The organism is Burkholderia sp. BDU5, assembly GCF_001522845.1.
Lineage (GTDB): Bacteria > Pseudomonadota > Gammaproteobacteria > Burkholderiales > Burkholderiaceae > Burkholderia > Burkholderia mayonis.
In genome coordinates, this window is the sequence record NZ_LOWC01000001.1 from 47676 (window position 1) to 61075 (window position 13400).

Here is a 13400-nt window from a genome sequence, read left to right on the forward strand (position 1 = left end):
GACGTCGCGCGGATCGCATGCGCATTCGCGCTCGTCCCTTTCTTCAGGAACCCGATGCAATGAAACCGAACCTCCCTTCGCTGCTCACGTTCAACGGCGGTTATGTCGATACCGCGGGCTTTCTCGCGCTGCAAGGCCTGTTCACCGCGCACGTGACGGGCAACTTCGTCACGCTCGGCGCGACGCTCGTCTCCGGAAGCACGGGCGCCATCGCGAAGCTCCTGGCGCTGCCGGTTTTCTGTATCGTCGTGCTCGCCGCGGGCGCGGCGCGCCGCTTGATGCTTCGCGCGCGCGCGCCGGCGCTGAAGATCCTGCTGGGCATGCAGTGGCTGCTGCTCGCCGTCGGCGCGGCGCTCGCGATCCGCATGGGCCCGTTCACGGACGGCGATGGGTGGCCGGCTATCGTGACCGGGATGATCCTCGTGATGGCGATGGCGATCCAGAACGCGGTCCATCGGCTGCATTTGCCGGACGCGCTGCCCACGACGCTGATGACGGGCACCGTCACGCAACTGATGCTGCATCTGTCGAACCGTGTCGCCGGCGACGATGCACAGCGCACGGGCGGACCGTCGCGGCTCGCGAACATGGCGTGGACCGTCGTGACGTTCGCGCTCGGATGCGGGGTGGCGGCGGGCCTCTATCTGATCGGCGGTGCGTGGGCGTTCGCGTTGCCGCCGGTGCTGATCGCGGCCGCGCTGCTCGTCGACGAAGAAAAGGCGATGGAGAAGGCGTTGTGAGCGGCGGCGCGCATGCCGCGCCGCACGGATCAAGCGGGATAGGCGCGGATGAAGCGGCGAATCGCATCGACGACGACCGCGCCGTCCGACATGTTCTCGACGGCCGAGCGCCGCGGTCCCGCGCGCACTTCGCCGATCGCGAACACGCCGGGCTGCGAGCTTTCGAACGCGGCGGCGAGGGTCATGCCGGACGCCGCGCGTCCGGTGCGGACGAATCCGCTGTCGTCGACGTCGACTGCGCCGCAGAGCCATTCAGTGTTCGCGCGAAGCACGACGCGCGCGAGCCGCGGGCTGTACTCCGGGCGCAGCGACGACGCGATCACGACGGCGTTTGCATGAATGCGTTCGCCGTCTCGGGCGACGAGGCCGAACGGGTAGGCATTGCAGTCGAGGCGAACGGTGTGGTTGCGGATCGTCAGATGAGGACCGAATTGCCAGCGCGCCGCCGCGTCGGGCGCCGCGAATTCGTCGTCGATCCCGAACGGCAGCCGGCCTTCGACGACGACGGTGTTCAGGCGCAGCGATGCGGCGTGCGCGGCGGCGATCATGCCGGCCGGGCCGCCGCCGACGATCGCCACGTCGAATTCATGCTCGTCGTCGCGATGGCGGGCGGACGACGTGCGTCGCGCGGGCGAAGGAAGCGGAAGATCGACGGCGAGCAGGCAGATGCGGCGAAGCAGGAAGAGGCGGACGAGGATGTCGCGTAGATCCGGCTCCCGCTGCATCAGATGCTTGAGCGTCGCGCGATGGATCCGCACGAGCCGGCATGCGGACGATGCGATCACCGTGACCTCGCATGCGACGTCATTGAGCAGATCGAGCTCGCCGGTGAAGGTGCCGGGCCCGTGATCGACGCCGGACGGAATCGGCAGGTGCGCGCGCGGCGCGCATCGGGTCGCGCCTTCGAGCACGATGTACAGGTAATCGCTGCGCGTTCCGCTGATGCACAGCGCCGCGCCGCCGTCGACGTCGACGATCGAACCATACCGGGACGCGCGTTCGACCAGGTCTTGCGACAGCCTGTACGCGGCGAAGTCATCGGTATGCTTCAGATGCCCCAGTAGATTTCGGAGGTGATTCATCAATGAGTGCGCGTTGCCAGGAGGGGGATGCATCAGGGGCGCTCGCGTGAGCGTCGCGCCAATCTGGCGTCTGCGTGTCCGACGGATTTTCGAGTATAAGTTGCGGAGCGTGTCCTCTGGCGGTTGCCGGCGCGAGGCGGCGATGCGAAGTGCGAAGATGATGCGCGTTTGACGTGCGAATGACAACTGGCGAAAGTTGAACGTCGTCGACTTTTTTGTAAAAAAGACACCTTTGTTCTATCGACGGATGCAATCGGCCACTATCCTTGACCCGACTGAAGGAATAGCCATGGGGCGATCTGCCGACACCGAAGCAAGCACACCTGCCGAGCCTGAGATGAACTGCATCGATCTTGCCCCCATTGGCCTGCACGACGCGTTTCGCGGCGCGACGATGCAGACGATCGACGTCCGCGTCGACGGCCATGCGCCCGTCGCGCTGACGCGCGTGCGCCATCCGGAGCCCGGCTTCGGCGTCGTCGAGTTCATGCCGCCCGTCGATAGCTGCCTGATCGGCATGTCGCTGATGTCGCCGTCGACGCGCCCGCAACGCGCGTCATCGGGCCTCGACGACGCGCCGTGTCGCGATACGCGCATCGCTTTGCGAATCCGGCAGGATGACGAACCGTTTCGAGCCGACCTGCATCAGCCGTTCGACATGCTCTTCCATGCGTTGCCACACCGAACGCTGGCCGAGCTGGCCGCCGAAATGCGGATGGGCGGCGTTCGCGAGCTGGCTTGTCCGGACGACAGCCAAGATGCGGTGCTGCAGTGTCTCGTCGGCGTGCTGCTGAGCGCGTCGGCGGCGAATTCGCCACCCAGCCCGCTGCTCGCTGGCCATGTCGCGCGCGCGATGCAGATCCACGTCGTCCAGAAATACGGTGTGGTCGCGCCGAACGTGTCCGCGAAGGGCGGGTTGGCCGGCTGGCAACTGGAGCGGGCGAAGGCGATCCTCACCGAGAACGTCGCCGGCGAAGTGCCGATTTCGCAGGTCGCGTCCGCATGCGGTCTGTCGCGCAGCTACTTCATCAAGGCGTTCCGGCAAACGGTCGGCACGACGCCGCATCGATGGCTGCTCGAGCACAAGATCGAACGCGTCAAGCGCAGCCTGCTGTCGAAGTCCGAGCCGATCGCCGACATCGCGCATCAGTGCGGCTTCTCGGATCAGGCGCATCTGACGCGCGTCTTCACCAGCATGATCGGCACGCCGCCCGCCGCGTGGCGGCGCATGAACCGGAAATAGACGAAGCCTTTCGTCGCGGCCGAGCCGAAAGCGCGCGTCGCGCGCGCCGGATCAGGCGCGTGCGCGCCGTCGCCATCCGCCGGGCGGCAAGCCGACGACCTTCGTGAACGTCTGCGTGAAATGGCTCTGGCTCGAGAACCCGCAATGCTCGGCGATGCGCGCGAGCGTCCAGTCGCCGTGCGCGAGCAGGTGCTTCGCGGTATCGATGCGCTGCTCGATGAGCCACTGATGCGGCGTCTTGCCTGTCGTCGCGCTGAACGCCTTGATGAAGTAGCTGCGCGACACGCGGCATGCATTCGCGATTTCGTCGATCGACATCGCGCCCGTCGTCAGCATCTCCTTCGCACGCATCTCGAGCTGCGCGGACAGGCGTTGCCGCTGCTTCGGCTCGTCGCACGGCACGCCGCCGTAGGCGTGCATCGCGTGCGTGCCGATCGCCATGCCCAATTGGTCGAGGAGCATCGCATCGGCCGCGTCGCTCGATTGCAGCGCCAGCGCCAGTGCGCGTCCGAGCTGGCCGAGCAGGCGGTCGTCGTGCGCGACCGTCGGCGCGATGCCGTCGAGGCCCGCGCGGCGGCTGCCGTCGGCGAGGCCGTCGAGGAACATCGGCGACAGCTCGATCAGCATGAAGTTGAAATTGGACACCATGTCCGCGCGATAGTCTTCGGAGAAGTCGCGCGCGTAGATCGAATCGACCCGGAAATCGTGCGTTGCCGAACGGCTGCCGCGGATGATCTTTCGGCGATGTCCGTCGGACAACGAAATGCCGATCAGGATGCCGCGTCCGGAGGCCGGCGTCGAGACCTGCTCGAGGCGCAAGCCGGTCGTGTGCTTGCGGTAGAAACCGAACAGCGCCGTCTGACGCTCGATGTTCGTCAGAAAGCCGCTCGACGTGCAGCCCAGCGAGTCTTTCGCGGTCGTTTGCGGCGGCGAATGGCGTGCAAGCGGACTCATGGAGCGATTTCCGCAGCAGTGAGCGGTGCATGTCGCGAGCGGCTGTTCGCATCCGGTGTGCAATGGCGTATTGCATCGGTGCCGGCCGGTCGGCGGGGGGCGTATTGCGAATTCCGCACCGTGCCCGTTTGCGGTGCGCAAGCGTCGTGCGAACGCGCGGGCTGCGCGGCGTATCGGCACGACAGGCGATTGGCGGTGGCGGTCGAACGCGCGATGCGGCCGATCGCCGATGCCGGCTGCGATCCGGCGGGCGAGGCTGCGTCGCGTCGCCGAATCTTACCGGTTGTTACGGGCGGATTGTACGTGCAACGGTTCCAGTCTGCCAGGCGGGCGATGGGGGGCGATGCGCTGTGTCGGATATGACGCGCCGCGCGTGTTCGCCGCCCGCCCGGATGTCGATGCGGCCAGCCCGCTGCGCGCGCCGCCGCCGAGCGGCCGGGCCATCGCGGAATGCGCGCCTGTCCGATCCGCTCCATTTGCATGTGGCCGTGCGATCGGGGCCGGCGACGTGTGTGCGCGAATCGCTTCATTGTTCCGACCGCGACTTCACGATGAAACGTGCGAGCGCCGCGAGCGGAAAGAGCGCGCCGGCGATCGCGATCCAGGTCCAGCCGCCGTGCTCGTAAAGAACGCTCGCGAGCGCCGAGCCGATCGCGCCGCCGACGAAGATGCTCGTCATGTAGATCGAGTTCAGGCGATTGCGGCTGTGCGCGTCGAGCGCGTAGATCTCCCGCTGGCCGAGCACCATGTTCATCTGCACCGCGAAGTCGAGCAGAATTCCGGTCGCGACGAGCCCCGCCACGCCGGCGCCGGGAACGAGCAGGGCCGGCACGAAGCTCGCCGCCGCGAGCACGAGCGCGACGATGGTCGCGCGCTCGGCGTGGCCGGCGTCGGCGAGGCGGCCGGCGATCGGAGCGGACGTCGCGCCCATCGCGCCGACGAGCGAGAACAGCGCAATCGCCGATTGCGACAGATGGTAGTGGTTCATCAGCTCGACCGGCACGGCCGTCCAGAACAGGCTGAACGAGCCGAACATCAAGCCCTGGTAGAGCGACCGCTCGCGCAGCACGGGCTGCGTCGCGACGAGCCTTTCGAGCGAGCGGATCAGTTGCGCGTACGTTGCCTCGTGCTCGGGCCGGCGGCTCGGGATCGTCAGCATCAGCAGCGCGGTCACGATCGCCATCGTGATCGCGCCGAACGCGAACACGGCACGCCAGCCGAAATGATCGGCGACGAAGCTCGCGACGGGACGCGACAGCAGGATGCCGAGCAAGAGCCCGCTCATGATCGTGCCGACGACGCGTCCGCGCGATTCGCTCGGCGCGAGATGCGCGGCGAGCGGGATCAGCAGCTGAACCGCGACCGAGCTGAAGCCGACGATCAGCGACACGGCGAGGAACACGCCCGGCTCGCGGACGCTGGCGGCGAGCGCGAGGCTCGCGATCGACATCAGCGCGGTGACGATCATCAGCTTCTTGTTCTCGACCAGATCGCCGAGCGGCACCAGAAAGAACAGGCCGGCCGCATAGCCGATCTGCGTGAGCGACACGATGAGGCTCGCCATGCCGGTGGACATGTGAAGATCCGGCGCGATCAGCGCGATGATCGGTTGCGCGTAATAGAGATTGGCGACGATCGCGCCGCAACTGAAGGCGAACAGCAGGATCAGGCTGCGCGCCATCTGCGGCATGGCTCCGGCGGTGGCCGGAGAGGCAAGGTTGGTGTTCATGGTGTGCTCGCTGGTGAATGAAACGGGTTGGGCGCGACCGCCGTGCCGGACGACGAATCGGGCGGCAGGCGGCGCCGGGCGACTTGGCATCGGCGAAGGCGGGGCATGCTTGCCTGCATTCGTCGTTGCGTGGTCGAGTGGGACTGAGCTTATTCGGCGCGACCGGAATCGAGAATCGCGCGCGGCGGCAATCCGGCGTTGCGCCGCGCGCAACGCGCGCGCCGGCGCCGCCATGGCGGGCGCGCCGCCGTGCGTATCCGGTGCATGCGGTCTTTGCCGCAGACGCAACGCCGGATTGCAGCGGCGCCGCATTCCCGCGGCATGTCGCGGCCCCTATGCTTCGGTCAGGCCGCGCGCCATTCGGGCGACGTGTGCAACGTGAAAACACACCGGAGAAGGGTCATGCACGACCATCTTTTCGAGCCGATCAAGGTCGGCACCCGCGTGCTGCCGCATCGCATCGCAATGGCGCCGCTCACCCGCTCGCGGGCCGGGCAGCCGGGCAACGTGCCGACGCCGATGAACGCCGAGTATTACCGCCAGCGTGCGAGCGCCGCGCTGATCATCACGGAGGCGACGCAGATTTCCCAGCAGGGGCAGGGCTACGCATGGACGCCCGGCATCCACACCGACGCGCAGATCGATGGCTGGCGCGCGGTGAGCCGCGCGGTTCATGCGAGCGGCGGCACGATCTTCCTGCAGTTGTGGCATGTCGGGCGCGTATCGCATCCCGTGTTTCAGCCTGACGGCGTGCCGCCCGTCGCGCCGAGCGCGATCGCGGCGTCCGGAAAGACATTCATCGTCGATGCGGACGGCGCGGGCGCATGGGCCGACGTGCCCGTGCCGCGCGAGCTGACGGTCGCGGAGATCGAGGCGATCGTCGACGATTTCCGGCGGGCGGCGCGCAATGCGATCGCCGCGGGCATGGACGGCGTCGAGATTCATGCGGGCAATGGCTATCTGATCGACCAGTTCATCAATTCGAACAGCAATCGCAGAACCGATGCGTATGGCGGCAGCGCCGAGCGTCGCGCGCGCTTCCTGCTGGAGATCGTCGCGGCGGTGTCGGACGAAATCGGCGCGGAACGCGTCGCGGTGCGCTTGACGCCGATGGGGCGATTCATGGGCATGGGCGACGACACGCCCGAGCAGACGTTCGGCTACATCGCGCGGCGCCTGAACGACTGGCCGCTCGCCTATTTGCATCTGGTCGAGCCGGCGGTGGTCGGCACGACGAAAGAGGAGCAGGTCGATCCGCGCTGGGATGCGCTGATTCTCGCGCTGCGGCGCGCGTATCGCGGCGTGCTGATGCTCGCGGGCGGCTACGACGCGGCGAGCGCCGAGCAGGCGATCGCGACCGGGCGCGCCGATCTGATCGCATTCGGCCGCGCATTCATCGCGAATCCGGATCTGCCGGCGCGGCTGCGCGGCGCGCATGCGTTGAATGCGCCGGATCCGCAGACGTTCTTCGGCGGGGCCGAAGCCGGCTACGTCGATTATCCGAGTCTTGCCTGATCATGGCTGTGCGGCGCCGTTCGCCGGCGCTGCGGGACGCGCCCCGTCTCGATGGCGGCGGCGCGTCGTCGCATGCCGAATCGAGTTGAAACGAAATGCGTCGAGGCGATTGCTTCGGCGCTTCGTCGGACGAACCCGGCTCACCACTGAACGGACGGCCGCGCGCCGCGCGTGACGCCGCCGCGAAATGCATGCGTCGCGGCGGCGGCGCGTCCATCGATGCGTGTCGCCATCGTGACGGACGCCGATTCCGCGCGGGCGATGCCCGGTACGCGGGGTCCGCGATCGCGGTCTTCGACGCCGCGCGGCTCGCGTCACGCCGCGTGCGCGGCGTCGAAGACGCCCATGATCCGCTTGCCGAGCGCGATGCCCCAGTCGGTCAACCGCACGCCGTATTGCCATTGCGTCGATTGCCAGGCGGCGAGCGCGCGATCGACGTCGCCGCCGGACGCATCGATCGCGCGTGCGAGCGACACCGTGTTCGTCGCCGCTTTCGCCGTGCCTGCGCCCGTGTGCGGCCGCGCGACGAACGCCGCGTCGCCGAGCAGCACAGCGCGGCCGAACACCATGCGCGGCGTCCGGTAGTCCTGGATGATCTGCATGAACGGCGCGTCGGTTGCCGCGACCAGCGCCGCGAGCGCGGGCGCGAGTTGCATGCCGGCGTCGTCGAGCAGGCCGCGGCGCTGCGCGTCGCTCATCGCGCCGGGCGGGATCGAGTGCGTGCGGACGATGCCGTGCCGATCGGTGAGGGCGGCGCGCAGCGCGTCGCCCGCGGGCAGCCGGCGATACCACACCCAGTTCCAGCGCCGTTCGCCCGGCACGGTCGAGCCGTCTTCGCCGGGAATCAGATAAGCGAGCAGTTGATGCCCCGCTTCCTGCTGGAACGTGAACGCGTTCGTCAGTTGCGCGGCCGCTGCCGCGTCGAGGCGCGGCTCGGGCACGAGGCCGCGCCATGCGACGTAGCCGGCATAGGCGGGAAGGCTTCCCGGCAGCAGCAGACGGCGCGTCGTCGAATCGGGGCCGTCCGCGCCGATCAGCAGATCGGCCCGCACGTCCGCGCCGTCCGAGAAGCGCGCACGGACTTCGGCGTCTTCCCGGACGATGTCGGCCAACGCGACGCCCGAGCGGATCATCCCGGCGGGCAGACTCGCCTTGAGCGTGCCGTAGAGCATGCTCCACGCGGTCTGCGTCTGCGGCATTCGCTGGCGCTGCGCGATGTCGCCGCGGGCGTCGACAAATTGACGATATTCGCTTCGTACGCCGAGCGGTCCGGCGTAGTCGATGCCGCCGAACCGGAACGCGTCGAGCACGTCCGGCTGCAGGACGAGCCCGCCGCCCCGGCTGTCGAGGTCGTGCGGCGAGCGTTCGAAGACGTCGACGTCCCAGCCGATCGAGCGGAGCGACGTCGCGGCGAACAGGCCGCCGAGCGACCCGCCGGCGCCTCCCGTGATCGCACTCGTCGGCCTGCTCGGCATTCTCGCCGGCGAGCAGGTGCCGCCGCTCGTCAAGCGGCTGGTGGGCAACGCCGAGACGTCGGCCTCGTGGTATCAGCACCAGGTCAAACCGCACATGTTCGGCCAACTGCCGACCTGCCCGAAGGCGCCGAACGAGCCGAGCGCACCCGCGCGGGCCGCGGCCGCCCGTCAACCCGATTCGCAACCCGGAGAGCAGCGCCATGGCTGACATTGCCGCACAACCGACCCCCGACCTGATCCTGCATCGCGGGCGCTTCACGACACTCGACCGCGCGAATCCGACCGCGAGCGCGGTCGCGATCAAGGACGGCCGATTCGTCGCCGTCGGCGGCGACGAAGTGCTCGCGTCAGCGGGGCCGAACACCCGGCTCGTCGATCTGCAAGGCAACGGCGTGCTGCCGGGCCTGATCGACAACCATCTGCACATCATCCGCGGCGGCCTGAACTTCAACATGGAGCTGCGCTGGGACGGCGTGCGCAGCTTGGCCGACGCGATGGCCATGCTGCGCCGCCAGGTGGCCGTCACGCCCGCGCCGCAATGGGTGCGCGTGGTCGGCGGCTTCACCGAGCATCAGTTCGCCGAGAAGCGCCTGCCGACGATCGACGAACTGAATGCGGTCGCGCCCGACACGCCGGTCTTCATCCTGCATCTGTACGATCGCGCGCTGCTGAACGGCGCGGCACTGCGCGCGGTGGGGTATACGAAGGACACGCCGGAGCCGCCGGGCGGCCAGATCATGCGCGATGCGGCCGGCAACCCGACCGGGCTGCTGCTCGCCAAGCCGAATGCCGCGATCCTGTACGCGACGCTCGCGAAGGGGCCGAAGCTGCCGTTCGAATACCAGTTGAACTCGACGCGGCACTTCATGCGCGAGCTGAACCGGCTCGGCGTGACGGGCGCGATCGATGCGGGCGGCGGCTTCCAGAACTATCCGGACGACTACGCGGTCATCCAGCAGCTCGCGCAGGACGGACAACTGACGATCCGCCTCGCGTACAACCTGTTCACGCAGAAGCCGAAGGACGAGAAGCAGGACTTCCTGAATTGGACCGAGACGTCGAAGTACCACGACGGCACCGATTATTTCCGCCACAACGGCGCGGGCGAGATGCTGGTGTTCTCGGCGGCCGATTTCGAGGACTTCCGCGAGCCGCGTCCCGATCTGCCGGCCGAAATGGAAGGCGAGCTCGAAGCGGTCGTGCGCGTGCTCGCGCAGAATCGCTGGCCGTGGCGTCTGCATGCGACCTATGACGAGACGATCAGCCGCGCGCTCGACGTGTTCGAGCGCGTGAATCGGGACATTCCGCTCGAAGGCCTCAACTGGTTCTTCGATCATGCGGAGACGATTTCCGAGGAATCGATCGACCGGATCGCGGCGCTGGGCGGCGGGATCGCGGTGCAGCACCGGATGGCGTATCAGGGCGAGTACTTCGTCGAGCGCTACGGCCCGGGCGCCGCGGAAGCGACGCCGCCAGTCAGGCGGATGCTCGACAAGGGCGTCAAGGTGTCGGCCGGCACCGACGCAACGCGCGTCGCGTCGTACAACCCGTGGGTTTCGTTGGCATGGCTGATCACCGGCAAGACGGTCGGCGGCATGTCGCTCTACCCGCGTGCGAATTGTCTCGATCGCGAGACCGCGCTGCGGATGTGGACCGAGAACGTCACGTGGTTCTCGAACGAGGTCGGCAAGAAAGGCCGGATTCAGGTCGGGCAGCTCGCCGATCTGATCGTGCCCGATCGCGACTTCTTCGCGTGCGCGGAATCCGATATCGCGGATACGACGTCGCTGCTGACCGTCGTCGGCGGCAAGGTCGTGTACGGCGCGGGGCCGTTCGCCGATGTCGACGAAGGCGCGCCGCCGCCCGCGATGCCGGACTGGTCGCCCGCGCGCATGTTCGGCGGCTATGCGGGATGGGCGGACAAAGCAGGCGGCGCGTCGCTGCAGCAGGTCGTCCGGCATGCGGCGCAGGCATGCGCATGCGCGAACAATTGCGGCATTCACGCGCATCGGCATGCGACCGCGTGGAGCAGCAAGCTGCCGGTCGCCGATCTGAAGAGCTTCTGGGGCGCGCTCGGCTGCTCGTGCTGGGCGGTATGACCGCGTGCGGCGCGTGACGTGACGGTCGCGTCGCGCGTCGCCGCTTCGCAGCGCTCGATCGACGCGCCTGGTTGCGTCGCCCGCGGCGGAGCATCGGCCCGATCGATTCGATGACGCGCATGCCGAGCGCGAGCGGGTTCGAACGGATGACAGCGCGATGCCGAGGGCGCGGGCATCGCGCCCGATGACGAATGGGAACGCGCTGGCCGCCCGTTCATGCGCCGCCATAGAGGATCGCGCGCGCCGGCTTGCCCGATCCTGCATGCGTCGCGTGCGGCCAAGCATCGACCCGGAGGGCGGGCGGCGCGCCGCTCAACCGATTCGAGCGGGCTCCTCGCATGCGTTCGCGCTCGGTCCGGAAGTGCTCATTTCGTATCGATTCATTCACTGCTCGCGCTGATAGACATGTCTGCAGAAGCCACGATCGCGCTCGGTCGCTTCGAACTCGATATGGACAGGCGGGTCCTCACGGACGACGGCGACATCGTCCACATCGGCTCGCGCGCGTTCGACATCCTCGCGGCGCTCGCGTCGGCCGACGGGCGGCTCGTGACGAAGGACGAGCTGATGCAGGTCGTCTGGCCGGATACGGTCGTCGAGGAAAACAACATCCAGGTGCATCTGTCCGCGGTGCGCAAGGCGCTCGGACGGGATCGCGATCTCATCATCACCATTCCCGGCCGCGGCTATCAACTGGTGCAGCGGCGGCGGGAAGCGGCCGTCGCGGACGCGCCGTGCACGCCGGCATCGGCGATGCGCGGGCTGCCGATGCAGAAGATCCGTCTGATCGGCCGCGACGACGACGTGAAGCAAGCGCGCGAGATGCTCGATCGCACCCGCGTGCTGACGCTGACGGGTGCGGGCGGCATCGGCAAGACGAGCCTCGGCATCGAGGTCGCGCGCGGCTATGCGGCGGCCGGCGCGGCGGACGTGTGCTTCGTCGAGCTCGCCGCGTCGACTGACAGGGCGACGGTGCTCGCGGCGCTCGCGGAGTCCTGTGGCGTGTCGTCGGCCGGCTCCGGGGGCGACGCGGCACGAATCGCGAGCGCGCTCGCGGGGCCGCGCCGATTGCTCGTTCTGGACAACGCCGAGCAGGTGATCGCCGACGTGGCCGCGATCGTCGAGACGCTGATCGCGACGAACGATGCGCTGCGTGTGCTCGTGACGAGCCGCGAGCCGCTGCGGATCGTGCCCGAGGCGGTGTTTCAGGTCGATCCGCTCGACGTGCCCGCCGCGGACGCGGACGACGCCGACATCCTCGCGCATTCGGCCGTCCGGCTGTTCTTCTCGCGCGCGAACGCGCTGCGGCGCACGCTCGGCACGCGGTCCGCCGAAATTCGTGTCGCCGGCGAAATATGCCGCCGGCTCGACGGCATTCCGCTCGCGATCGAACTCGCGGCCGCGCGCGCGGCGACGCTCGGTCTCGACGGCGTGTACCGCCGCCTCGACGATCGACTCGCGTTGCTCTGCGGCGGCCATCGGACCGCGTTGCCGCGCCACCAGACGCTGCGCGCGACGTTCGACTGGAGCTTCGCGCTCCTCGACCGGCACGCGCGCGCCGTGTTCCGGCGGCTCGCGATGTTCGGCGGGCTGTTCACGTTCGATGCGATGTGTGCGGTCGTTTGCGATGCGGATCTGACGATCGGAGGCGTGATCGCCGCGATCGACGAGCTCGTCGCCAAATCGCTCGTCGCCGTGGAATTCGACGGGCCGGTCGCCAAATACCGGCTGCCCGAGTCGACGCGCGCGTACGCACTCGAAAAGCTGATGGCCGAAGGAGAGCGGCAGCAGATCGCCGCCCGCTATGCGCGTTATCTGACTGCCTGCTTCGACGCGGGCGCGGCCGGCAGCGTGCGGGCGCGGATCGATGACGCGTCGGCGCTGCGCCAGACGCTCGACGACGCGCGCAGCGCATTCGACTGGGCGTTCTCGCCGGACGGCAATCCGCGTCTCGGCATCGAGCTCGCGGCGAGCCTCGTCGGCGCGCTGCTCGACGGCGGGACGATTGACGAGTGCGGTAAGCGCGACGACGCGCTCGCGCATTGCCGCAGCAGCGGCGAGGCGCCGTTTCTGCCGGAAGTGCGGCGTGCGCTCGGCGCGGTCGCGTATGCGCGGGCACAGGCGCGAGATGGGCCGGACGGCGTCGACGCGAGCCGCTTCGACGCGGCGCATGCTTGCTTTGGGGAGGCGAACGATCTGGCGCGCGCGCAGGGCGCGGCGACGCGGACGCTGCGCGCGACGATCGCGCAGGCGCGGCTGCTGCTGGCCGACGGACGTGCGCACGAAGCCGCCGACACGCTGCGGGCGTTGGCCGTGCACTTCGATCCGGCTTTGCGCGCGCGGGATGTCCGCCGGCTGTTCGATCTCGTCGCGACGCTGCCGGCCGATCCGTGATCGCCGCGGCGGGCGGATACGCTCGCCGCGGCATCGGCTATGCGCGCCGCTTCGACGCCGCGACGCGCACGCCGCGCGTCGCGGCGCGATGAGCGCGCTGCGTCGATCGACCCAATGCCGTCCGCCGGGCCAATCGCACGAACCGAACGCGCCGCGTAAGCCGAGCCAG

Annotated in this window: 9 protein-coding genes and 1 pseudogene; 6 read left to right on the forward strand and 4 right to left on the reverse strand. The window is 68.7% G+C overall.

Annotation, left to right across the window (positions count from 1 at the left end):
• Positions 1 to 59 precede the first annotated feature (59 nt).
• Positions 60 to 740, forward strand: coding sequence for a YoaK family protein (locus tag WS69_RS00220; RefSeq protein ID WP_059468881.1), 681 nt, complete (start codon positions 60 to 62; stop codon positions 738 to 740).
• Between the two features lie 29 nt (positions 741 to 769).
• Here the strand turns inward: WS69_RS00220 and WS69_RS00225 are convergent, their stop codons facing one another.
• Positions 770 to 1822 carry a cyclic nucleotide-binding domain-containing protein gene (locus WS69_RS00225; RefSeq protein ID WP_059468841.1) on the reverse strand — a complete coding sequence of 351 codons (1053 nt, stop codon included), beginning with the start codon at positions 1820 to 1822 and terminating at the stop codon, positions 770 to 772.
• A 337-nt stretch (positions 1823 to 2159) separates the two neighbouring features.
• Between WS69_RS00225 and WS69_RS00230 the strand changes: the two genes are divergently transcribed.
• Positions 2160 to 3065 (forward strand): helix-turn-helix domain-containing protein, encoded by a 906-nt coding sequence (locus WS69_RS00230; RefSeq protein ID WP_059468842.1) that lies wholly within the window; start codon positions 2160 to 2162, stop codon positions 3063 to 3065.
• Positions 3066 to 3116: 51 nt separating this feature from the next.
• Here WS69_RS00230 and WS69_RS00235 read toward each other — a convergent pair whose 3' ends face one another.
• Positions 3117 to 4019, reverse strand: coding sequence for a helix-turn-helix domain-containing protein (locus tag WS69_RS00235; protein WP_059468843.1), 903 nt, complete (start codon positions 4017 to 4019; stop codon positions 3117 to 3119).
• A gap of 526 nt (positions 4020 to 4545) precedes the next feature.
• On the reverse strand, positions 4546 to 5748 hold the full coding sequence (locus WS69_RS00240) for an MFS transporter (RefSeq protein WP_059468844.1): 1203 nt from the start codon (positions 5746 to 5748) through the stop codon (positions 4546 to 4548).
• A 402-nt stretch (positions 5749 to 6150) separates the two neighbouring features.
• Between WS69_RS00240 and WS69_RS00245 the strand changes: the two genes are divergently transcribed.
• On the forward strand, positions 6151 to 7263 hold the full coding sequence (locus WS69_RS00245) for an alkene reductase (protein WP_059468845.1): 1113 nt from the start codon (positions 6151 to 6153) through the stop codon (positions 7261 to 7263).
• A gap of 314 nt (positions 7264 to 7577) precedes the next feature.
• Here the strand turns inward: WS69_RS00245 and WS69_RS34390 are convergent, their stop codons facing one another.
• The gene (locus WS69_RS34390) at positions 7578 to 8738 is read right to left on the reverse strand and encodes an FAD binding domain-containing protein (protein ID WP_059468846.1); all 1161 of its coding nucleotides are present in this window, start codon (positions 8736 to 8738) and stop codon (positions 7578 to 7580) included.
• Between WS69_RS34390 and WS69_RS34395 the strand changes: the two are divergent.
• The 3 genes and pseudogenes from WS69_RS34395 to WS69_RS00265 all read left to right on the forward strand — a co-directional run.
• Positions 8698 to 8946: pseudogene (locus WS69_RS34395) on the forward strand (DUF1427 family protein); the annotation flags it as partial. The gene WS69_RS34390 and the pseudogene WS69_RS34395 overlap by 41 nt on opposite strands.
• Positions 8939 to 10837 carry an amidohydrolase gene (locus tag WS69_RS00260; RefSeq protein ID WP_059468847.1) on the forward strand — a complete coding sequence of 633 codons (1899 nt, stop codon included), beginning with the start codon at positions 8939 to 8941 and terminating at the stop codon, positions 10835 to 10837. The pseudogene WS69_RS34395 and the gene WS69_RS00260, both read left to right, overlap by 8 nt.
• Before the next feature lie 405 nt (positions 10838 to 11242).
• Complete coding sequence (locus tag WS69_RS00265; RefSeq protein ID WP_059468848.1) at positions 11243 to 13231, forward strand: ATP-binding protein; 1989 nt, start codon at positions 11243 to 11245, stop codon at positions 13229 to 13231.
• Positions 13232 to 13400 lie beyond the last annotated feature (169 nt).